Origin of the sequence: Lutibacter sp. A64 (assembly GCF_022429565.1) — a bacterium.
Classification (GTDB): Bacteria; Bacteroidota; Bacteroidia; order Flavobacteriales; family Flavobacteriaceae; genus Lutibacter.
In genome coordinates this window covers 3,014,602-3,035,769 of sequence record NZ_CP092487.1, presented here as the reverse complement: position 1 = coordinate 3,035,769, position 21,168 = coordinate 3,014,602, and the positions used below count along the sequence as shown (strand labels likewise).

Genomic DNA, 21,168 nt, shown 5'->3' with positions numbered 1-21,168 from the left:
ATAGAAATGAAAAATATAGTAAAACAATTCGTAATTATAAGTGCCTTTTTAGTAATTGTAAAAAGTAATGCACAACAAGATCCGTTATATACACAATATTATAATAATTTTAGCTTAATTAATCCTGCCTACTCTGGTAGTCATGGATTGTTTACAGCCACCGCTAATATTAGAAGTCAATGGGCTGGAGAAGCTGGAAGTCCAGAAACACAAACCTTATCAATACATGGTGCTACTGGTAAAAATGTAGGGCTGGGTTTGTCTATTGTTAATGATAAGGTATATGTTTTAAAAGAAACTGACATTTATGCCGATTTTTCTTACTCTATTTATCCAAATGAAAATTCAACATTAGCTTTTGGACTAAAAGTAGGAGGTAGTTTTTTAGATGTAAACTTGTTAGAATTAGGTGTTCAAAACGATGATCTTTTTAGTGAAAACATCAGTGAATTTAATCCAAATATGGGTGCTGGTATCTTTTACTATACCAACAGGTTTTTTGCAAGTATTTCAACCGTAAACATTTTAAAAAACAAACATTACGATAAAAACAGTTCCGTAGTTTCTAGCGCTTCAGATGAAATGATTTTTTATATATCTTCTGGATACGTTTTTAATTTAAATGATTCTTTTAAACTAAGACCTTCATTTATGATGAGAGCCGTTAACAGTTCGCCATTATCTACAGATATCTCTGCAAGTATTTTATGGCTAGACAAACTAGAATTTGGAATTTCACATAGGATTGATGAATCTGTTTCAACCCTTTTTCAACTTAGATTAACCAATAATTTAAAAGTAGGTTATACTTATGATGCGATTACCAATAACCTTTCTAATTATAGCAATGGATCGCATGAATTTTCTATCATTTTAAATCTAGGGAAAAACAAAAATAATCATAAAAGACAACCACCACTTTATTGGATGAAAAAGAAAAATTCTGAAGAAATTCTATTAATTGAATAAGAAATTAATGCTTTAAATAAACCTTAGTTTATTTATCTCCATAATGGAATTTTAAAAAAAAGCCACATACTATTGTGGCTTTTTTCGGATTTATTGGGGTGAATTTTAAGTTTACTTAGAAACTTCTAAAACATCATTAATAATTTGTTCAAATTGATGTTTTGGTAATGCCCCTTGAGCCATTTGTGGCTCAGCATTTTTTGGAACAAATAAAATAGAAGGAATACTTCTAATTCCAAAAGCAGCAGCTAGCTCTTGTTCAGCTTCTGTATCAACTTTATAGATATTTACTTTTCCTTTATAATCTTCTCCTAATTCTTCTAAAACCGGTGCAACTGCTTTACAAGGTCCACACCAATCTGCATAAAAATCAATTACACAAGGTATATCTCCTTCAAATTTCCATTCTTTATTTTTTTCGAAATTAAAAACTTTTTCTAAAAAAGTCTCTTTTGTTAATAATTCTGTCATTTTTTTAAATTTTATATGATTAGTATAACAACTATTATACCATAGTTTTGACGACAAAGTGACGCAAATCCTTACAAAACAGAAGTAACAAAAGTTACAACTGTAATATATAACGTAACTTAACGACTCAACTAAAATATTAATAACTAAAACATTTTATTATGAATTCAAAATTAACACTTGTTGTACGTATACTTCTAGGTCTAATATTAGTAGTTTTTGGAGCTAACAAATTTTTCAACTTTATGCCAATGCCCCCAATGGAAGGAGCTCCTGGTGAATTTATGGGTGCTCTTGTAAAATCGGGTTATATGTTTCCTTTAATTGGTTTTACCGAAGTTGTTGCAGGCATTCTTCTATTGATAAATAAATGGAAAGGCTTAGCGCTTATATTTGCAGCTATTATTTCTGTAAATATTGTGATGTTCCATTTAGCACTTGCACCTGCCGGAATTGGATTATCTGCGGTTGTTGCCGTACTAAATAGTATACTTATGTATGCAAATTGGAATAAATTTAAAACACTTTTTTAAAGAGTTATTATAGATGAAATTTAAGGCTTATTCAATTGAATAAGCCTTTTTTAGTTAACTTTGATAATCAATTAAAAATAACTACTATGAAAAAAATACTATTATTAACATTAGTTGGGTTTTGCTTATTCTCTTGTGAAAAATCCGATACACAAAAAACTGTTGAATTGAAATATCCTACAACAAAAAAAGTTGATACTGTAACTAATTATTTTGGTACAGAAGTTAAAGATCCTTACAGATGGTTAGAAGACGATATGTCTAATGAAACTGCAGCCTGGGTTAGGGAACAAAACAAATTAACATTCGATTATTTGACAAATATTCCATATCGTAAAGCATTAAAAAATCGTTTAGAAAAATTATGGAATTATGAAAAAATAGGCGCTCCTTTTAAAGAAGGTGATTTTACCTACTTCTATAAAAATAATGGATTACAAAATCAGTATGTTTTATATAGATTTAAAGGTAATGAAGAGCCAAAAGTTTTTTTAGATCCAAATACTTTTTCTGAAGATGGTACTACTTCTTTAGGCGGAATGTCGTTTTCAAAGGACGGAAGTTTGGTTGCTTATGCCATTTCTGAGGGAGGAAGCGATTGGCGCAAAATTATCATTATGGATGCGCTTTCAAAAGAAATTAAAGAAGATACACTTATAGATGTTAAATTTAGTGGCATGGCTTGGAAAGGAAATGAAGGGCTTTTTTATTCAAGTTACGAAAAGCCAAAAGGAAGTGAGCTTTCTGCAAAAACAGATCAACATCGCTTGTTTTACCATAAATTAGACACAAAACAATCTGAAGATGAAATTATTTTTGGTGATAAAGAAAAAAGACGTTATGTTGGTGCTGGTGTTACTGATGATGAGAAATATTTAATTATTTCAGCTTCAATTTCAACTTCAGGAAACGAATTATACTTTAAAGACTTAACAGATCCAACTAGTAAAATAACTCCTATAATATTAGGTTTTGATAATGATACTGGTGTAGTTGAACATAAAAATGGATATTTTTATTTAAGTACTAATGTAAATGCACCAAATAAAAGAATTGTAAAAGTTGCTGTTAAAAATCCTTCAAAAGAAAACTGGGTTGATGTAATTCCTGAAACTAAAAATGTATTGAATATATCTACGGCAAGTGGTTATATTTTTGCAAATTATATGGTTGATGCTGTTTCAAAAGTAATGCAATACGATTTTAATGGAAAATTAATTAGAACAATAGCATTACCAGGTATAGGTAGTGCGGGTGGATTTAGCGGGAAAAATAATGCAGAGACTATTTATTATTCTTTTACAAATTATACAACACCAGGATCAATTTATTCATTTAAACCAAAATCTGGAATATCAGAATTATATAAAAAACCTGCAATAGATTTTAATGCCGAAAATTACGAATCCAAACAAGTATTCTATACTTCAAAAGATGGAACAAAAATTCCAATGATAATTTCTTTTAAAAAAGGAATCGAATTAAATGGGAAAAACCCAACAATTTTATATGGTTATGGAGGATTTAATATTAGTTTAACTCCTAGTTTTAACATTGCAAATGCAGTTTGGATGGAGCAAGGTGGTATTTATGCAGTTCCTAATTTACGTGGTGGTGGCGAGTACGGTAAAGCGTGGCATAATGCAGGTACAAAACTTCAAAAACAAAATGTATTTGACGATTTTATTGCAGCTGCTGAATATTTAATTAAAAACAACTATACATCATCACATTATTTAGCTATTAGAGGTGGCTCTAACGGAGGCTTACTAGTTGGTGCAACAATGATACAGCGTCCTGATTTAATGAAAGTGGCATTGCCAGATGTTGGCGTGCTAGACATGTTACGTTATCATACGTTTACAGCAGGAGCAGGTTGGGCTTACGACTATGGAACTGCAGTAGATTCTAAAGAAATGTTTAATTATTTAAAAGGTTATTCACCGGTTCATAATGTAAAAGCAGGAATTGAATACCCAGCTACATTGGTAACAACTGGAGATCACGATGATAGAGTAGTGCCAGCACATTCGTTTAAATTTGCTGCAGAATTACAAGAAAAGCAATTAGGTAATAATCCAACTTTAATAAGAATTGAAACAAATGCAGGTCATGGAGCAGGAACTCCAGTTTCAAAAATTATTGAACAATATGCAGATATTTTCGGATTTACCTTATACAATATGGGGTATAAAACATTGCCTAATAAATAAAATTTAAGATATAAATACAATGCTTTATTATTCGAAGTTTAACTAAATACAGTCTTTTTAGTAGTAGTTAATTAGTAGATAATGGTATTTTTAAGTTCGTGATGTGACTTTTTTATATAAAAATGGTCTTATTTAATGCATATTTGCATTTTAAAAATAAATTATATTAAGTATGAAAAAAATAATTTTAGTACTAGTGTGTATGTTTGGTATAACCTACATAAATGCTCAAACAATAGAGGAGTTAAAAGCAGAGCAAGCTCCTAAAAAAGATTCTATTGCAGCTTTACAAGCAAAAGTAAAAGCAATTCAAAGTAAAATTGATGCTTTTCCTGGTTGGAAAAAAGGTGCTTTTGGAACCATTGGAGGAACACTTGCAGGTTTTGATAATTGGTACTCTAAAGGAAAACCAAATTCATCAACTGGTAATATTGGATTTACAGTAAACGCTTTTGCAAACCTAACACAAGAAAAATATTTCTGGAGAAATTCAGCTAATGTAAACTTAAGTTGGGTAAAATTTGATGATAAGGATGATGATACTGATAATAGTGACTTTCAAGAAGCTACAGATGTGTTTAGTATAACTTCTTTATTTGGATATAAATTAAGCGAAAAATTTGCAATTTCTACTTTAGGAGAATACAAAACTACTATTTTAAGTAATTTTAACGATCCTGGTTATTTAGACCTTGGGGTTGGTGCTACTTGGACTCCTATTGCAGATTTAGTGGTTGTAATACACCCTTTAAACTATAATTTTGTATTTAGCGATGGAGATAGCAATTTTGAATCTTCTTTAGGTGCTAAAATAGTTGCTGATTATACCAAGCAATTAGGTGCTATTAAATTTAAAACGAATCTTTCTGCTTTTCAAAGTTACAAAAGTGCTGATTACTCTAACTGGACTTGGACAAACTCATTTGGTTACACGCTTTGGAAAGGTATTGGTGTAGGTTTTGACTTAGGTTTAAGAAAGAACAAGCAAGAGGCTTTGAATTATGCTTTAGATGATGATGAGTCAGCTACATTTGATACTATTGACAATAAACTTCAAACGTATTGGATGTTTGGTTTAAACTATTCTTTTTAAGAAGTTTAAACTGCACTCTAAAAGCTAAAAAAGGCATACAAATCATTTGATTTGTATGCCTTTTTTACGTTTGCATATTTTTTATTTTACAATTAGTTTACTATTTAAATTTAGATTGTATACTTATTTAATTGTTGGCAACAACAACAATATCTAAACACCTATCATTCAACTGCTTAAGTTTAGGCCATATACTTGTTTAATTATTGAAGGCAAATGTAAATAATGGCTGAAATTTATTAATTTACACTGTCTATTCTACTTACTCAGTTGTTGATAAAAAACACCAACAATGGCTGAAATTATTATCTCATATTTATTTTTAACTTAAAATAGATATAGAACTTTTAAGTATAATAGAATAAATATTATTCTATTATACTTAATTGTATTAAAATGCAAAAACCACGCTAAATAGCGTGGTTTTTTATTAGTTAAACGTAAATTTAACTTAGTTGTTTAAAACGTATTTTCCACCTTCAAGAATTACGTTTAATGAAACATCATGACTTGAACCGTCATAAGTTGCATAAGTAACAATAAACTTTTGTCCTTCTTCTGAATCAGGGAAATTATTCAATAACACACCACTAAGAACATCAAGAATTTCATCTGGAGCCCAGTTATAAGCACTAATATTTCCATAGCTACTTAGGTTAGCAACTCCACCTGAATATATGTCTTTGTAAGTTTCAACAATATAATCATAATCAGCCCCTGTTAATGTATATTTAATTGTGTTGTCTGGAACCCAATTTGCCCCATCATGTCCAAACTGTAAAGTAGTACTAATTGTAGATTCATAACCAGACCAAGCTCCACTTGATTTAGTATATAAGTTACCTCTTAATTGAGCTCCACTTGAACTAGAATAGTAATCGTAAACAACAATTAACTCGTCACCCTCTAAAGCGTAAGGATATTTTAAGTTTAAGAATGTTGGTAAATAATCATCTGGAGGTGTAGAACTTCCAAAATTATTATATTGTCCTGGTTGACCATAACCTTCTCCCATTGAATCAAAATCAGCATCTTGGATAAAATAAACACCTTCTGAAGGTTCCCATTCTCCTTCAGAGTAAGTTAAGAACGTTTCGTTTATAGCTGTATCACCCTCTACACCAGGAACTTTAACTACAACATTATCGATTTGCCAAGTTGAAGTGTTTTCATTAGTACCATCTGAAACATATTTAAAAGCAATATGAATTGTTTCGCCTTCATAATCTGTCAAAGCGTATGGATCACTAACATAAAAATCATAGCTTGTACCATCAGGTATATTTTGCAATTCTAATTCATTCCAAGTTGAGGCAGCAATGTCTCCCCCTGTGCTATAATCAGTTGAAATTAATATTTTAACTAAATCAGCACCTCCAAAGTTTAATGCTTGTCTAATTTCTAAAGTAGCATTTATTTGATTCGTTAAATCAATTTCTGGAGAAATTAACCAATCCTCATTTTCATATCTACTTCCACTACTGTAACCACTAGCTTTAGCATATTCATCATTACTATAAGATGTTGCATACCAAGATTGATCACCAATTACACTAATAGATTCCCAAGAATTTAAACTACCATTAAACGTTTCTTCAAAGAAATTAGAAACTCCAGCAACTGGTTCTCCTTTATAAACTTTGTACTTTGCAAGTACCATATTTCCTTCAGTTGGTGCATCTATATTTGCATTTAATATATCACCTAAATAGTCAGCTGGATCTTCTTCAGGGAAGAAAGCTACTGCATTTTCAGAACCTCTAGGGTAATCCATATTAGCCAAGCTATAAGAAGTAGCATTAGTATAGTCGCTTACACCTGGAGCATATCCAACATATAAATCAAAACCAACTAATACAGAAGAATTTTTTCCCCAGTATGGGTATGCGTCTGCTAAAAATGAAGGAAGTAATGATTTAGCATCATCAAGAGAGTTAAAGCTTCCATATCCTAATTCTAAATCATCGTAATCTTCATCAGTTAATGTATATTCTGCATTACCAACTACAGCACTTTCTTGAGCATCAAGATCAGCATAAATATCATCCATTGGGTCACAGGCTGTAAAAACTAAGCCTATTGCCATTATTAAATAAATAATTTTTTTCATTGTTTAATATTTTTTTTATTAAAAATTAATTTTAGCGCTAAAGTTGAATGTTCTTCCGTATCCATACCATACTGAAGCTGTATTAGAATCATGAGCTCCACCATCTATAGCATCAGAAATATATTCTGTATTAAATACATTATTCATTCTAGCTGTAAGTACTGTGTCAAATTCACCGAATTTAAATCCATATCTTAAACTTGCATCAAAGATTCCATATTCAGGAGCTTTCCAAGCTTGAGCGGTGTCTGTAGCAGTTGTTCTATTATTTGGTTCAAAGTCTGCATAATAGTCACCAAAATAATTATAATCTACAGTAAAATGTGTTTTATCCATTAATTCATAATCCAACCCTAATGCTGCAGTTGTTTGAGCTGCATCACCTACTTTTAAATCTTTTATATATAAACTGTATGGATCTCCAACAGCTTCTTGACTATCATTATAAACTTGAACATTTTCAATGTTGTTAGTCCAAGTCCAGTCTCCTAAAGAAACCATACCTGTTAAAGTAAGCTTATCAGAAGCTCTATATACAGCATCTAATTCAATACCTTGGTGAAGTGCATTTACACCTAATAAATTCACAAAGTAATCTACATTGTCAACTGAGAAGTTATCTGTAAATGTTCTATCATCCCATTGTGTTCTATAAAGGTTTAAGTTAAATGATAAATTATCATTTCTATAACCATAACCAAGTTCAGCACTAAATATTTTTTGATTTTCAGCATCTTCATTAATGTTTTCAGCTTCATTGTCATATCCTAAGAATACAGCATCAAATCCACCTGCTTTTTCAAAATAACCTATGTTTGCAAAAACATTATTATTATCATCTAAGTTATAGTTAGCCCCCCCTTTAACACCAAAACCTACGAAGTCGTATTTATCAGTTTTTTGGTTTGGATCGCTATCTAAATAGTTGAAATAATCTATTCTTCTAAAAGAAGAGTTAGATACAGACGCAGATATAAAAGTTGCTAAATTATCTTTATTGTATTCTAATTGAGTAAATAAACCTTGCCATCCTACTTCACCATCATTCCAGTAGTCACGTTTATCACCTACTTTTAAAGCAGCGTTTGGATTGTTAACATTTGCATTATCTTCAGCGTAAGAACCTCCTAATAAATCTTCAACTACAGAAAAGTGTTTTCCTGTATATGTTCTTAAATCAAGACCTGCAACAAAAGCAAGATTATCAGTTAAATCTGTTTTAAATGTTGATAAAACACCATACCATTCGTGGTCATTTCTTGAAGCTCTTAAATAAGCTATAGATCCTAAACCTTGAGTTCCTCTTTCTCTATTTATATCAACAATATTATCAATATCTACTGGTTGGTCATCACCACCTAATCTTACATTAAATAAACTTCTGTCATCACCAGCAGTACCACTTCCTCCACCAGTACCCCAAGAAGCATAAAGTGCAGTTGATAAATTAGATTTATCACTAATTGTCCAATAGTGGTTTAAAGATGTTTGAGATTTGTGGTAGAAGTTATTTTCTATAGAAAATGCTGCTCCATTTTTAATACCCCAGTCTGGGTTAAATTTAATTCCACTTTCAGCATTTCTATAAGTTTCAATAGAACTTCTATTTTGTCTTTGTCCGTGTGTTTGTGGTGCACCAAATGATGTAAATGATAATTTATGATTATCACCTAATTGTTTAGATATATTTATGAAATAGTTGTAACCTTCAAATTCGGTACCATCTACATAACCATCACCTTTTGTTTTAGCTCCAGAAGCAGTTACTGCAAATCCATTGTCAAGTAAACCTGTTGAAACAGTTGCTCCGTATTTTTGGTAACCATCATTACCAACACCTACAAAAACGTTACCACCTTTTTCAATATCAGTAGTTTTAGATAAAATATTAATAGTACCACCAATAGAAGGTACAGCAACTTTAGAAGCCCCTAAACCTCTTTGAACCTGCATAGCACTTGTTACATCTGCTAAACCAGCCCAGTTAGACCAATAAACCCAACCGTTTTCCATATCATTAACAGGTACACCATTAATCATAACTGCAACGTTTGCAGATTCAAAACCTCTTAAGTTTATTCTACTATCACCAAAACCACCACCAGATTTAGTAGCGTATACACCAGGTGTAGATTTTAAGATTTCAGGAAATTCTTGAGATCCTAATTTGTGTTCAATAACATCTGCTTTTACTGTTGACACAGCAACTGGTGTTTTTCTGTCTACTGCAAAAGAAGTAGCAGTAATTACAATTTCAGATAAAGATTCGGCAGATAACTTTAATGCTATCTCTCCTAAACTTTTACTACCGCTAAATGTTAAAGTTTTAGTTTCATATCCAACAAATGAAACTACAATAGTACCACTAGAAATAGATGTTTCTAATGTGAAATTTCCATCAAAATCTGTAGAAACTCCTGTGCTAGATCCTTTAACAACAATAGAAGCTCCAGGTAAAGGCTGACTTGTTTCGTCAACTACTTTTCCAGTAAGTTTTGTTTGAGCAAAAATAGTAGCGGAAGTACAAAGTACTACTACCATTAATAAATGTTTAAATTTTCTCATTTTTAAATTTTAATTTGAATTAAATGTCCTGCAAAAATGCAATATTTTGTTGATTCTACCTTTAATTAATTGTTAAACTTTAACATTTAATTAAGAACCATAAATATACAATAAATAGATGAGTTTATTGATAATCAGATAGGTGTAAATATTCAAATGTTAATATAAATTAATAATATGTTAAAAATGGAGTGTTTTTTTTATGAGATTACTTTTTTAAAAAAAGAAATTTTTATAAGTTTATTCTTATTTTTCTAATAAATTCTTCTTTAGAATGTATTTATTCCCCTTTTTTTTAGTTCAGTATATCGTAAAATCTAATTTTTAAGGTTAAAATAACAGATTTTTTCTAAAATTAGAAAGCTGTCTAAAAAATATAAAAATTCATTATTCTGAAAATAAGTTCAGACAGATGAAAATTTGCTTTTTAGACAGCTTTTAAACCTAGAAAGGATGTAAAATTATTTTCCTTTATATTTTAGTTGTTTTTTTGAAGATTTTTATGTGCTAATTCTTTCCCTAGTTCTACTCCAAATTGATCGAAACTGTAAATATTCCAAATAATACCTTGAATAAATATTTTATGTTCATAAAACGCAATTAAACCACCTAAGGTTTTTGGTGTTAATTTATCTATTAAAATACTAGTACTTGGTTTGTTTCCTTCAAAAACTTTAAATGGAAGCAATGTTTCAATTTCATCAATTTTACCCTGTGTTTTTAAATCTAAATGTGCTTCTTCTTTAGTTTTTCCTTCAGCCAAAGCTTGTGTTTGGCCATAGAAATTAGCCATTAATTTAGTATGGTGTTCAGTATTTCCATAAAGCGACTCTTTAAATCCAATAAAATCTGCAGGTATTAATTTAGTTCCTTGGTGCAACAATTGCATAAAAGCATGTTGAGAGTTTGTACCAGGGCTTCCCCAAATAATATTTCCTGTTTGATAGTTAACACGGTTTCCGTTTCTATCAACACTTTTACCATTACTTTCCATAATAGCCTGTTGCAAGTATGGTGCAAGTTTACTTAAGTATTGAGAGTATGGTAAAATAACTTCGCTTTCACTTTCGAAAAAATTAGTGTACCAAATACCAATTAAACTTGAAATAACAGGCGCATTTTTTTCAAAAGGTGTATTTTTAAAGTATTCATCCATTTCAAAAGCACCAATTAATAGGTCTTTAAAATTTTGGAATCCTACAGCTAAACTAATAGTAAGTCCAACAGTGCTCCACAATGAAAAACGACCACCAACCCAGTCCCACATTGTAAAAATATTATCGCTATCAATTCCAAATTCACTAACTGTTTTTAAGTTTGTTGAAACTGCAACAAAGTGTTTAGCAACATCTTTTTCTGAAGCAGTTTGTAAAAACCATTTTTTTATAGTGGTAGCATTTGTTAAGGTTTCTTGCGTGGTAAATGTTTTTGAAACAATTACAAACAAGGTAGTTTCAGGGTTTAGATTTTTGATAGTTTCTTGAACATGGTCTCCATCTATATTTGAAACAAAATGTACATTTAAATGATTTTTATAATATTTTAATGATTCTACAACCATATCAGGTCCTAAATCTGATCCTCCAATACCAATATTTACAACATCTGTAATAGATTTATTTGTATACCCTTTCCATTCACCAGAAACAACTTTATTAGTAAAAAATTCCATTTTACTTAGTGTTTCTTTTACTTCTGGCATTACATTTTTACCATCAACTAAAATCTCTGTTGCTGTTTGATTTCTTAAAGCAGTATGTAATACAGCTCTTTTTTCGGTTTCATTAATTTTTTCTCCAGAAAAATAAGCATCCATAGCACTTTTTAAATCAGACTCATTTGCTAATTCTAAAAGGTATTCTATAGTTTCTTTGGTTATCCTGTTTTTAGAAAAGTCAAATTCAAACTCGTTAAAATTAAGTGTAAATGTTTCTTTTCTAGTAGCGTCATCGTTAAAAAGCGACTTTAAATGAAGGTCTTTTACTGCATTATAATGGTTAGTAAGTTTTTTCCAAGCATTAGTTTCAGTAGGGTTTATATTTTTCATCAGTATTAATTTATGAATTTAATTCTTCTTCTTGTTCAACTACAACATTACTCATTTCTGGGTATTCTATAGCATCTAATTCTTTTTTTAGAGGCTCTATAAAATTAAAATAAGTAGGTTTCATAGCATCTTTCATAGGTTCTGCAGCTGGCAACTCTTGTTTTAATGGGTCTACCTGCTTACCATTTTTCCAAAAACGATAACAAACGTGCGGCCCAGAGGTATTCCCTGTCATACCAATTAATCCAATAACATCTCCTTGTTTTACAACATCACCAACTTTAACTTTTCGTTTACTCATATGTAAATATTGCGTGCTATAAGTACTATTATGACGAATTTTTACATAATTACCATTTCCTCCTTTTCTACGAGATTCTGTTACAACACCATTTGCCGTAGCCATAATTGGCGTTCCAATTGGAGCGGCAAAATCAGTACCCAAGTGTGGTCTAATTTTATTTCCGTAAAAAGCAATTCTTCGTTTTAAATTATACCGAGATGAAAGTCTTCCAAATTGAATCGGCATTTTTAAAAATTGACGACGTAAATTATTGGCTTCATCATCAAAATAATCTGGAATATTTAAAGTTGTATCGGCAACAAATTGAAATGCATAAAATGGTTTACCACCATGTTCAAAAAAGGAAGCTTTAACCTCTCCTATTCCAACAGGAACAGTATCATTTATATATAATTGTTCGTATATAATTTTAAATTTATCGTTTTTTTGAAGTCTCGAAAAATCTATGGTCCAAGCATAGATTTGATCTGCCATTTTTGATGTTAAATAAGAACTATAACCTAAATCATCCATAGTTTGTGAAAGGTTATTGGTAATAATACCCGAAGCAGTCTTTAATTCTTTTCTTACTGGTTTTTGACCATTATATGCGGTTGTAATAGAATCTTTAAAATCTATTACTGTATATCTAACTTTTGAATGCTGATAAATAAAAACTTGTGCTTGCTCGGTAGAATCGTTTTTTGCTAAAATGGTATAAGGAATTCCACTTTTTATTTTTCTAACATTAAAAGTATCTTTAATTTTATTTACAATTTCTAATACTTTTGGGTATGCTATACGGTGTCTATCTAAAATTTCACTAAAATTTTCACCAGATTTAATAGTGTCATTTATTACTTTATAATCGTTTAATTTAAACCCAAATTCTTCTACAACTACTGGTGCTACTTTTTTAGGAATATTAACTACTTCTGGTTTATTTTCTTTACAAGAAATTAATACTGCAAATAGTATAAATGTAATTAGTTTTTTCAATGTTTTATTTGGATTTTTATTTGAATTAAAAAATAAAACACAAAAGTACAATTTAATTGTCAAAAATAATGTTAAAAGGATGCGCTAATCCTTTAAAAGCATCTAAATCTGCCCTAAGAGATCCAACCGCAAGTGATGCTTTAATTCTCAATGGAATTTTATTATCATCATCACTTACCCAAACAGTAACACTTTCTTGTTCTTTAAAAACTCTACCTGCTTGTACCATAGGTCTAAAAGCTAAAGAGTTAATTTTACCAAACTTAGTATTTATCACTTCTTTTCCTAAAAAAAGCAATTTAAAATTATGAATTTCTTGATCAAAAAACATTAATAATTCTATTTCTTGACCAACTTTTAAATTATTTAATTTTTGATTTCTTAAAAAATAAAGTGAAGAAAGGATGTCTTGAATTTCATCATTTATTGGATGCTTAGTTTCTGTGTTTTTCTTGTTATTTTTTACTATTGCCTGTTTTGTGTCATAATCAAACGTAATTTCTTTATCTTTTGTATAACCTCCTTCGTCAATTTTTCTAATAAATCGATAAGGCTTTAATGTTTCTTTATAAATAAATGTTTGATAATCGTCTTTAACTTTAAACAGTAAACTTAAAAGCCCGGTAGATTTACCTTTTCCAATAATATGAAAAGCATCTTTACCTAAGTTTTTAGTGTTTTTAACTTCAATTGTAGAATAGCCCGCATTAAAAAAGTTACTATAACTCATTCTAAACTTTAGCCATTCTCCACCTTGAAATGCGAGTTTTTTTTCTGGCTTTTCAGTATCAAATTTCACCGTTTGACTATGCGATATAGTAAAAATCAGAAGGAATAGTATAAAAATATATTTTTTCATTGGGATAATACTAATTTGTTTCTTTAGTGAAATACAATATCTGTTCCAAAAATAATAAAAGCCAAACGTTTAATAGTTAAGCTTTTATTAATTTTGTTATTTTAAAGGTATCGTAAATAAACTAGAATAGGATTGCTCACGTACTCTTGTTTAAAATTTAATACCATTAATTTCTATCACTCTTTTTATTTGAGGAGCATGTTTAATTATGGTGGCTTCAACTCCATTTTTTAGAGTCATTTGATTTACAGAACAACCTAAACAAGCCCCTTCTAATTGAACACTTACTGTATCTTCAGTAATTTCTACCAAAGAGATGTTTCCGCCGTCAGCTTCTAAATATGGCCTTATTTCTTGTAACGCATTTTCTACGTTTTCTTTTAGTTCTTCTGGATTCATTTTCATAATTAACTTGTACTACAACCACTCATGGTCGATATTCTTACTACTTCTGTAGGAGGTAAATTTTTATTTCTTTTTACCAATTGAGATAAAGCATTTTTAGTTATTGTGGTAAACGCATTTTCTAAAGGTGTATTGTCTTGTAGAGCAACTGGATGACCAACATCACCTGCTTCTCTAATACTTTGTACCAATGGCACTTCACCTAAAAATTCGGTATCAATATCTTCTGCTAAGTTTTTTGCACCATCTTTTCCAAAAATATAATATTTATTATCTGGTAATTCTGCTGGTGTAAAGTAACTCATATTTTCAACTATACCTAATACAGGTACGTTAATAGCTTCTTGTTTAAACATTGCCACTCCTTTTTTAGCATCTGCTAAAGCAATATTTTGAGGTGTACTTACAATTACAGCACCTGTTATTGGAACTGCTTGCACAATTGATAAGTGAATATCTCCTGTTCCAGGAGGTAAATCAATTAAAAGAAAATCTAATTCGCCCCAATACGCATCAAAAATCATTTGGTTTAATGCTTTTGAAGCCATTGCTCCACGCCAAATTACGGCTTGATTTGCATCTGTAAAGAAACCTAATGAAAGTATTTTTACGCCGTAACTTTCTATTGGTAACATTTTTGAACGACCTTCAATTTCGGTAGATAACGGTCTTGCATTTGCTACATCATACATTAAATGTATTGATGGTCCATAAATATCGGCATCTAAAATACCTACTTTAAAGCCCATTTTTTGCAATGAAATCGCCATATTTGCAGTAATTGTAGATTTTCCTACACCTCCTTTTCCAGAGGCAACTGCAATAATATTTTTAATTCCAGGAACTTTTGGTTTTTCTGGTTTTAACGGCGCTACCGGTGGTGCTTCTGAAGTAACATTTACTTTTACGTCGGCTTTTTGATCCACATATTGGTGAACAGCTTTCATAATTTCAACTTCAACTTTCTTTTTTGCTTGTAGTGTAGGGTTACTAATAGTTACATCTACAATAATTTCTTTATCAAAAGTAACAATATTTTTAACTGCTCCGCTTTCAACTAAACTTTTACCTTCTCCGGGTGCTGTTATAGTTTCAAGTGCTTTTGTGATATCTTTTTTATTATAAGCCATAATTTTTATATAAAATCATTCTAAACAACAAAGATACAGAGTTCAGGTGAATATAAAAAGACTTGTATTAAAAAGTAATGCCGCAGATGTTACACTGTGTTTTAAGATAAATATTTAGGATAATTCCTCAAATGGATCCCAAAAAACAGTATCAAAATTTTGAATTTGGTTATCAACAACTTTAACACCCTCGCTTTCTAATAATTGCTGCATTAAATTGGTGCCATCAAAATGGTGTTTTCCTGTTAATAAACCTTTTCTGTTTACAACTCTATGGGCTGGGACTTGTTGATTATTATGAGATGCATTCATAGCCCAACCAACCATTCTAGCCGAACGTGCAGCTCCCAAATATTTTGCAATTGCTCCATAACTTGTAACACGCCCAAACGGAATTTGTTCAGCTACTTTATAAACTTTATCGAAAAAATTATCAGTCTCTTTCAATTTAGTAATTGAATTAATGTTATAAGCGCAATTAGACCTGTAATTCCAGCTAAAACAAAATTGATATTTCTAGAGATTATACCCATTTTCTTTTGAATTAATCTAGCTGAATTGTTATAAATACTTAACAAAGAAAAAGTTCCAATTCCAGAACCTAGCACAAAAATTAAAATATTTATTTGTGTAAGATCCATCCATCCGTTTGATTTTAACGCACTTCCAACGCTGCAATAATAAGGAATTGCCAATAGATTTACAGATGATAAAATTATACCAAGCGTAAAACTGTTTTTAACTTTCGATTTTTTTATTTTTTGTGTTTTTTTCTCTTTTATTCCTTTGTATAAAAAGAACATAGAAAGGAACGCAAATAGAATTACCGCAATTTGTTGAAAAGATGTTCCAACAAAAGATGTATTATGAAGGTAATTTATAAAAACTAATGAAATATATGTTTGAATAAAAATAATAAAAGTAACACCAAAAGCAAAATGATAACTTTTTCGTCTTCCTTTTTCTAAACTAATTTTTAAAGAGGTTAAATTTAATAAACCAGGAGGTGTAGCCGCTACAAAAGAGGTTAAAAACCCTAAAATAAATTGTAGCACCATAATATTAATAATTTAATCTAAATTGAATATAAGTAATAGGTTTTTGCTGTTCTAAATATTGATTTTCGTAAAAAGTTTGTGTTTCAACAACTTCTTTAGGTGAATGAGCATTTTTATATATATCGTGATGTGCATAGACTATTTCTTGTCCTTGACCGTGTAATAAGCCTAAGGTATACCCATGCATAAACTCACTATCGGTTTTTAAATTTACAAAGCCTCTAGGTTTTAAAACTTTATGATACTTTTTTAAAAACTCGGCGTTGGTTAACCTATGTTTTGTACGCGTATATTTTATTTGAGGATCTGGAAATGTTATCCAAATTTCTGATACTTCGTTTTCAGCAAATAACAAATCTATTAGCTCAATTTGAGTTCTAATAAAGGCAACATTGGGTAAATTTTCTTCTAAAGCAGTTTTAGCACCACGCCAAAAACGCGCACCTTTTAAATCTATACCAATATAATTTATCTCAGGATTTTTACGTGCTAATGCAATTGTATATTCACCTTTACCACAACCTAATTCTAAAACTATTGGATTATTGTTATTAAAAAATTCTTGCCAGTTTCCTTTTTTTGAAAAGCCTTCAAGTATTTCTTCTCGCGTTGGTTGAATTACATTAGAAAATGTTTCGTTTTCACGAAATCTTTTTAGTTTGTTTTTGCTTCCCACAGTTAGTAGTGTGTTTTAAAAGGAAAATTAAAATAAATTAGGAACAGAAATTACTCGTTTCCAGCTTTTTTGTATTTTCTTATTTCTCCAAGCCAATATAAAAAGGCCATAAAGACAATAATAATAAAAACCCAACTTATAGTGTTTTGAGCCCACCAATTGTCCATGGCTCTAATACTATGGTATGGCGCAAATAAAACATCTGTAAAAAAATCACCTATCGCCTTAAAAATATTGTTTGCAATCATTTCTTAATTATATTTACAGGCAAAAGTATGAAATATAGTAATGATAGCAAATTTTTTTAATAAATCTAAACCCGTAATAATTGTTAACCTGCTATTGCTCTTTGCAATATTCTATTTAACAGCTACATTTTTATTCAATACAACAGGTTTCTCAATTTCTTTTTTAGGTACTGTTTTAGCCACTTTAATTGGATTTATTTTTATGTTACTGACCATTAATTTTATTTTAAAAAAAAATAACCTTACAGAAGATAATTCGTACGCAGTACTAATAATTATTTTATTAATGGCTAGTTTCTACCAAACAATGTTTCATCTAAACTTGTTTTTTACCAACTTACTATTGCTTTTTGCTTTTAGAAAAATTTATAGTTTAAAATCTTCATTAAACACAAAGGGCAAATTATTTGATGCTGGTTTTTGGATTGGTATTTCTGCTATTTTATATTCTTGGAGTATCTTATTTTTAATATTCATATATGTAGCTATGTTTCTCTACAATAAAATCACTTTAAAAAATTTGGCAATACCTATTATTGGATTTTTGTTTCCTATTATTGTTTTTTTCACCTATCATTTTTATTTCGAAAGTCTAGATGTATTTTACAATAAGTTAATTTTAGAGTACAGTTTTAATTATTATATCTATAACAATTTAAAATATTTAATACCAATATCTATATTAATAACTCTTTTATTATGGAGCCTTGCTTTTTTAACACCAAAAGTATTATTGGTTAATAATACTTTTAAATCTGCATTTCAAGTTATTATAAATCATCTTATTATTTCAACAGCTATAGTATTACTTTCTCCTACCAAAGATGGCTCAGAAGTGTTTTTCTTATTATTTCCTGCTGGAATAATAATTGCTAATTTAATACAAAAAAGTACTTCTAAAGTATTTAAAAACTTAGTTTTATACACCTTTTTTATAACTTCAGTAGTGGTGTATTTATTATAATTTTACACCAAAGGCTAAATCTCCAGCATCACCTAAACCAGGAACAATATATCCATGGCTATTTAATTTTTCGTCAACAGTACCAATCCATAATTTAGTATCTGCAGGAAAGTGTTCTTTAACATATTCAATACCTTCTGTAGCACCAATTACACAAGCTAAATGAATTTCTTTTGGAGTACCGTGTTTTTTTAAACCTTCAAAAACAGCAACCAAAGATTGACCGGTTGCTAAAATTGGGTCGGCTAAAATTAAAGTTTTATTGTCTAAATTAGGAGAAGCAAAATATTCTACTTCAATATCAAATTCTTTATCATTTCGTTGCTTTCTATATGCCGAGATAAAAGCATTTTCTGCATCATCAAAATAATTTAACAATCCATCATGTAAAGGTATTCCTGCTCTTAAAATAGAACATAAAACAATATCATTTTTTGGAGTGTCTACTATTTTAGTTCCTAAAGGTGTAGTAACTGTATTTTTTTCAAAAGTTAATGTCTGACTTATTTTATATGCAATTATTTCACCAACTCTACCTATATTTCGTCTAAAGCGCATAGAATCTTTTTGAACTGACACATCTCTTATCTCAGAAATAAATTTATTTAATATTGATTTTTTTGAATCTAATATATTGACAATCATATATGAGGTGTTTTATGCAAAAATAAAACTTTAAAACGAGAATTTAAACGAAAGGTTTGGTTTAATTTTTGTATATTTCATCTTGAATTTTGTAAATTAATAATTAATTAAAAAAAAGAAAAAGAACATGGGATTATTTTCATTTATTAAAGACGCTGGTGCTAAAGTATTTGGCATTGGTAAAACTACTGCTGAAGAAGCTGCCGATGCAGTAGCTATTGCAAAAGAAAAAGCAACAAAACTTTCTAATGCTATTGAAACTTTAGGGCTAAAAGTAAAAGATTTAAATGTAGAAGTTAATGGAGACAATGCAAGCGTTTGGGGACAAGCAGATTCTCAGGCAACTCGCGAAAAAGTGATTTTGGTATTAGGAAATACTGAAGGTATAGCAACCGTTGATGACAAAATGACTGTAGAAGTTCCAGAACCTGAAGCGCAATTTCATACAGTAGTAAAAGGTGATTATTTAAGCAAAATTGCTAAAAAATATTATGGAGATGCAATGAAATATCCTGTAATTTTTGAAGCAAATAAACCAATGCTTACAGATCCAGATAAAATTTATCCTGGTCAAGTATTAAGAATACCTGCTTTAGATTAAAAATTTTAAAACCATTTAAAATTCATAAACAATAAATGGTAAAATTTAACATTAAAAACCCAAACAGCTTATATAAGCTGTTTGGGTTTCTTATTTTTAATACATAAAAATTACTTCTACACATAGGTAGAAACCATTTTATTATTGTTCTATATAAACTATTTCGTGAGAGATATCTGAAAACTGACGGAACATTTCAAACACACCACAATAGCGATCTACCGAAAGATTTACAGATTTTTCTATTTTATCTTTTTTAAAATCACTTCCATAAAATTTATAAGTAACTTTTACTTCTTTGTAAGTTTTAGGATGTTCATCTGTTAAACTAGCTTCAACTCCAATTTTAAAATCATCCACTTCAGCACGCATTTTTTTAAGCAAAGAAGCAACATCCATTGCTGTACAACCTGCTAATGCAGTTAACATCATTGCTTTTGGTCGCAAACCTTTTCCCTGTCCGCCAACCTCTTCGGCAGCATCAATCATTACAGAACCTTCTGGAGCAACAGACTCAAAAAGCATTTGCCCTTTCCAACTAACTTCAATTTTATTTGTCATATCTATAAATTTATAAACACAAATTTAAAAGATTTTTAGTATTGAAGCGTAACATTCTTAACAAAACAACAACTTATATTTTAGCATAAATAATTACCTGTAATTCAATCAATAATTAGTATATTGGGTTACATATTTAAAATTGTATTTTATGAAAGAATTTTTTGAAGGAATGTCAACTCTAGAACAAACCTATTGGATGGTTGCTTTAATAGGTTCTACAATTTTTTTGATAATTTTTATTTTGACTTTTATTGGCGGAGGAGATTCCGATATGGAAGCAGATGCAGATGATTTTGTAGCTGATGATGGCGGTGTGGGATTTCAATTTTTTACATTTAAAGGTCTAGTTGGTTTTTTTACCATTTTTGGTTGGACAGGTATTGTTTGTATTAATGAAGGTTTATCTACAATTCCAACTTTAATAATTTCATCTTTTGCCGGTTTATTAATGATGGTTTTAACCTCCTTATTATTCTTTTGGATGCATAATTTAGCAGAATCTGGAACTTTAAAAATAAAAAATGCAGTTGGCGTAATTTGCGAAGTATATTTACCAATTGGTGCAAACCGCTCTAAAATGGGAAAAGTACAAATTAAAGTACAAGGTAGCTTACGAGAATTAGAAGCAATTACCGATAATGATGAAGAATTAAAAACAGGCACAATGGTTAAAGTAATTGAGATTGTAAGTGCCGAAATATTATTAGTACAAAAATTAACACAAAAAAATTAAAC

The 21,168-nt window shown here is 29.8% G+C and carries 21 protein-coding genes; 7 read left to right on the top strand and 14 right to left on the bottom strand.

Going from position 1 to position 21,168, the window contains the following annotated elements; genetic code table 11:
• The first annotated feature begins 6 nt into the window (after positions 1 to 6).
• On the top strand, positions 7 to 969 hold the full coding sequence (locus tag MKD41_RS12440) for a PorP/SprF family type IX secretion system membrane protein (protein ID WP_240242613.1): 963 nt from the start codon (positions 7 to 9) through the stop codon (positions 967 to 969).
• 111 nt (positions 970 to 1,080) lie between these two features.
• Here the strand turns inward: MKD41_RS12440 and trxA are convergent, their stop codons facing one another.
• Positions 1,081 to 1,440 (bottom strand): thioredoxin, encoded by a 360-nt coding sequence (gene trxA, locus MKD41_RS12435; RefSeq protein WP_240242612.1) that lies wholly within the window; start codon positions 1,438 to 1,440, stop codon positions 1,081 to 1,083.
• Between the two features lie 161 nt (positions 1,441 to 1,601).
• Here trxA and MKD41_RS12430 point away from each other — a divergent pair, with 161 nt between their 5' ends.
• From MKD41_RS12430 to MKD41_RS12420, 3 genes are all read left to right on the top strand, one after another.
• On the top strand, positions 1,602 to 1,973 hold the full coding sequence (locus MKD41_RS12430; RefSeq protein WP_240242611.1) for a DoxX family membrane protein: 372 nt from the start codon (positions 1,602 to 1,604) through the stop codon (positions 1,971 to 1,973).
• An 86-nt stretch (positions 1,974 to 2,059) separates the two neighbouring features.
• Positions 2,060 to 4,186: a prolyl oligopeptidase family serine peptidase gene (locus MKD41_RS12425; RefSeq protein ID WP_240242610.1), complete on the top strand. Its 2,127-nt coding sequence runs from the start codon at positions 2,060 to 2,062 to the stop codon at positions 4,184 to 4,186.
• 172 nt (positions 4,187 to 4,358) lie between these two features.
• Complete coding sequence (locus MKD41_RS12420) at positions 4,359 to 5,279, top strand: DUF3078 domain-containing protein (RefSeq protein WP_240242609.1); 921 nt, start codon at positions 4,359 to 4,361, stop codon at positions 5,277 to 5,279.
• Between the two features lie 451 nt (positions 5,280 to 5,730).
• Here MKD41_RS12420 and MKD41_RS12415 read toward each other — a convergent pair whose 3' ends face one another.
• The 11 genes from MKD41_RS12415 to MKD41_RS12365 form a co-directional block, all read right to left on the bottom strand.
• Positions 5,731 to 7,389 (bottom strand): choice-of-anchor J domain-containing protein, encoded by a 1,659-nt coding sequence (locus MKD41_RS12415; protein ID WP_240242608.1) that lies wholly within the window; start codon positions 7,387 to 7,389, stop codon positions 5,731 to 5,733.
• A gap of 18 nt (positions 7,390 to 7,407) precedes the next feature.
• Entirely contained in the window at positions 7,408 to 9,954 is a 2,547-nt protein-coding gene (locus MKD41_RS12410) for a TonB-dependent receptor (RefSeq protein ID WP_240242607.1), read from the bottom strand.
• A gap of 478 nt (positions 9,955 to 10,432) precedes the next feature.
• Entirely contained in the window at positions 10,433 to 12,001 is a 1,569-nt protein-coding gene (gene pgi, locus MKD41_RS12405) for a glucose-6-phosphate isomerase (protein WP_240242606.1), read from the bottom strand.
• A 10-nt stretch (positions 12,002 to 12,011) separates the two neighbouring features.
• A complete protein-coding gene (locus tag MKD41_RS12400; RefSeq protein WP_240242605.1) occupies positions 12,012 to 13,283 on the bottom strand; it encodes a peptidoglycan DD-metalloendopeptidase family protein in 1,272 nt (423 codons plus the stop codon).
• 52 nt (positions 13,284 to 13,335) lie between these two features.
• Complete coding sequence (locus MKD41_RS12395; protein WP_371824266.1) at positions 13,336 to 14,082, bottom strand: DUF3108 domain-containing protein; 747 nt, start codon at positions 14,080 to 14,082, stop codon at positions 13,336 to 13,338.
• 210 nt (positions 14,083 to 14,292) lie between these two features.
• Complete coding sequence (locus MKD41_RS12390; protein WP_240245037.1) at positions 14,293 to 14,541, bottom strand: NifU family protein; 249 nt, start codon at positions 14,539 to 14,541, stop codon at positions 14,293 to 14,295.
• Positions 14,542 to 14,549: 8 nt separating this feature from the next.
• A complete protein-coding gene (locus MKD41_RS12385) occupies positions 14,550 to 15,677 on the bottom strand; it encodes an Mrp/NBP35 family ATP-binding protein (protein ID WP_240242603.1) in 1,128 nt (375 codons plus the stop codon).
• A gap of 114 nt (positions 15,678 to 15,791) precedes the next feature.
• Positions 15,792 to 16,124 carry an MGMT family protein gene (locus MKD41_RS12380; protein ID WP_240242602.1) on the bottom strand — a complete coding sequence of 111 codons (333 nt, stop codon included), beginning with the start codon at positions 16,122 to 16,124 and terminating at the stop codon, positions 15,792 to 15,794.
• Positions 16,121 to 16,735: a LysE family transporter gene (locus tag MKD41_RS12375; RefSeq protein ID WP_240242601.1), complete on the bottom strand. Its 615-nt coding sequence runs from the start codon at positions 16,733 to 16,735 to the stop codon at positions 16,121 to 16,123. The genes MKD41_RS12380 and MKD41_RS12375 overlap by 4 nt, the downstream gene beginning before the upstream one ends.
• A gap of 4 nt (positions 16,736 to 16,739) precedes the next feature.
• Positions 16,740 to 17,411 (bottom strand): tRNA (guanosine(46)-N7)-methyltransferase TrmB, encoded by a 672-nt coding sequence (gene trmB / locus MKD41_RS12370; RefSeq protein ID WP_240242600.1) that lies wholly within the window; start codon positions 17,409 to 17,411, stop codon positions 16,740 to 16,742.
• Positions 17,412 to 17,461: 50 nt separating this feature from the next.
• On the bottom strand, positions 17,462 to 17,659 hold the full coding sequence (locus MKD41_RS12365) for a DUF6341 family protein (protein WP_240242599.1): 198 nt from the start codon (positions 17,657 to 17,659) through the stop codon (positions 17,462 to 17,464).
• 40 nt (positions 17,660 to 17,699) lie between these two features.
• On the opposite strand from MKD41_RS12365, the gene MKD41_RS12360 reads away from it, so the two are divergent.
• Positions 17,700 to 18,623, top strand: a complete 924-nt coding sequence (locus tag MKD41_RS12360) for a DUF6427 family protein (protein WP_240242598.1) — start codon at positions 17,700 to 17,702, stop codon at positions 18,621 to 18,623.
• Here MKD41_RS12360 and upp read toward each other — a convergent pair.
• Positions 18,618 to 19,268, bottom strand: coding sequence for a uracil phosphoribosyltransferase (gene upp / locus MKD41_RS12355; RefSeq protein ID WP_240242597.1), 651 nt, complete (start codon positions 19,266 to 19,268; stop codon positions 18,618 to 18,620). The genes MKD41_RS12360 and upp overlap by 6 nt on opposite strands.
• Positions 19,269 to 19,395: 127 nt before the next feature.
• On the opposite strand from upp, the gene lysM reads away from it, so the two are divergent.
• A complete protein-coding gene (gene lysM, locus MKD41_RS12350; protein ID WP_240242596.1) occupies positions 19,396 to 19,869 on the top strand; it encodes a peptidoglycan-binding protein LysM in 474 nt (157 codons plus the stop codon).
• A gap of 141 nt (positions 19,870 to 20,010) precedes the next feature.
• On the opposite strand, the gene MKD41_RS12345 is transcribed toward lysM, so the two are convergent.
• The gene (locus MKD41_RS12345; protein ID WP_240242595.1) at positions 20,011 to 20,430 is read right to left on the bottom strand and encodes an OsmC family protein; all 420 of its coding nucleotides are present in this window, start codon (positions 20,428 to 20,430) and stop codon (positions 20,011 to 20,013) included.
• Between the two features lie 151 nt (positions 20,431 to 20,581).
• Here MKD41_RS12345 and MKD41_RS12340 point away from each other — a divergent pair, with 151 nt between their 5' ends.
• Positions 20,582 to 21,166: a hypothetical protein gene (locus tag MKD41_RS12340; RefSeq protein WP_240242594.1), complete on the top strand. Its 585-nt coding sequence runs from the start codon at positions 20,582 to 20,584 to the stop codon at positions 21,164 to 21,166.
• Positions 21,167 to 21,168 lie beyond the last annotated feature (2 nt).

What these genes read in the sequence shown, in the direction of transcription:
- MKD41_RS12440 (WP_240242613.1), top strand. Translation starts at nt 7, where the DNA reads ATGAAAAATATAGTAAAACAATTCGTAATTATAAGTGCCTTTTTAGTA.
- trxA (WP_240242612.1), bottom strand. Translation starts at nt 1,440, where the DNA reads ATGACAGAATTATTAACAAAAGAGACTTTTTTAGAAAAAGTTTTTAAT.
- MKD41_RS12430 (WP_240242611.1), top strand. Translation starts at nt 1,602, where the DNA reads ATGAATTCAAAATTAACACTTGTTGTACGTATACTTCTAGGTCTAATA.
- MKD41_RS12425 (WP_240242610.1), top strand. Translation starts at nt 2,060, where the DNA reads ATGAAAAAAATACTATTATTAACATTAGTTGGGTTTTGCTTATTCTCT.
- MKD41_RS12420 (WP_240242609.1), top strand. Translation starts at nt 4,359, where the DNA reads ATGAAAAAAATAATTTTAGTACTAGTGTGTATGTTTGGTATAACCTAC.
- MKD41_RS12415 (WP_240242608.1), bottom strand. Translation starts at nt 7,389, where the DNA reads ATGAAAAAAATTATTTATTTAATAATGGCAATAGGCTTAGTTTTTACA.
- MKD41_RS12410 (WP_240242607.1), bottom strand. Translation starts at nt 9,954, where the DNA reads ATGAGAAAATTTAAACATTTATTAATGGTAGTAGTACTTTGTACTTCC.
- pgi (WP_240242606.1), bottom strand. Translation starts at nt 12,001, where the DNA reads ATGAAAAATATAAACCCTACTGAAACTAATGCTTGGAAAAAACTTACT.
- MKD41_RS12390 (WP_240245037.1), bottom strand. Translation starts at nt 14,541, where the DNA reads ATGAATCCAGAAGAACTAAAAGAAAACGTAGAAAATGCGTTACAAGAA.
- MKD41_RS12385 (WP_240242603.1), bottom strand. Translation starts at nt 15,677, where the DNA reads ATGGCTTATAATAAAAAAGATATCACAAAAGCACTTGAAACTATAACA.
- MKD41_RS12375 (WP_240242601.1), bottom strand. Translation starts at nt 16,735, where the DNA reads ATGGTGCTACAATTTATTTTAGGGTTTTTAACCTCTTTTGTAGCGGCT.
- MKD41_RS12365 (WP_240242599.1), bottom strand. Translation starts at nt 17,659, where the DNA reads ATGATTGCAAACAATATTTTTAAGGCGATAGGTGATTTTTTTACAGAT.
- MKD41_RS12360 (WP_240242598.1), top strand. Translation starts at nt 17,700, where the DNA reads ATGATAGCAAATTTTTTTAATAAATCTAAACCCGTAATAATTGTTAAC.
- upp (WP_240242597.1), bottom strand. Translation starts at nt 19,268, where the DNA reads ATGATTGTCAATATATTAGATTCAAAAAAATCAATATTAAATAAATTT.
- lysM (WP_240242596.1), top strand. Translation starts at nt 19,396, where the DNA reads ATGGGATTATTTTCATTTATTAAAGACGCTGGTGCTAAAGTATTTGGC.
- MKD41_RS12345 (WP_240242595.1), bottom strand. Translation starts at nt 20,430, where the DNA reads ATGACAAATAAAATTGAAGTTAGTTGGAAAGGGCAAATGCTTTTTGAG.
- MKD41_RS12340 (WP_240242594.1), top strand. Translation starts at nt 20,582, where the DNA reads ATGAAAGAATTTTTTGAAGGAATGTCAACTCTAGAACAAACCTATTGG.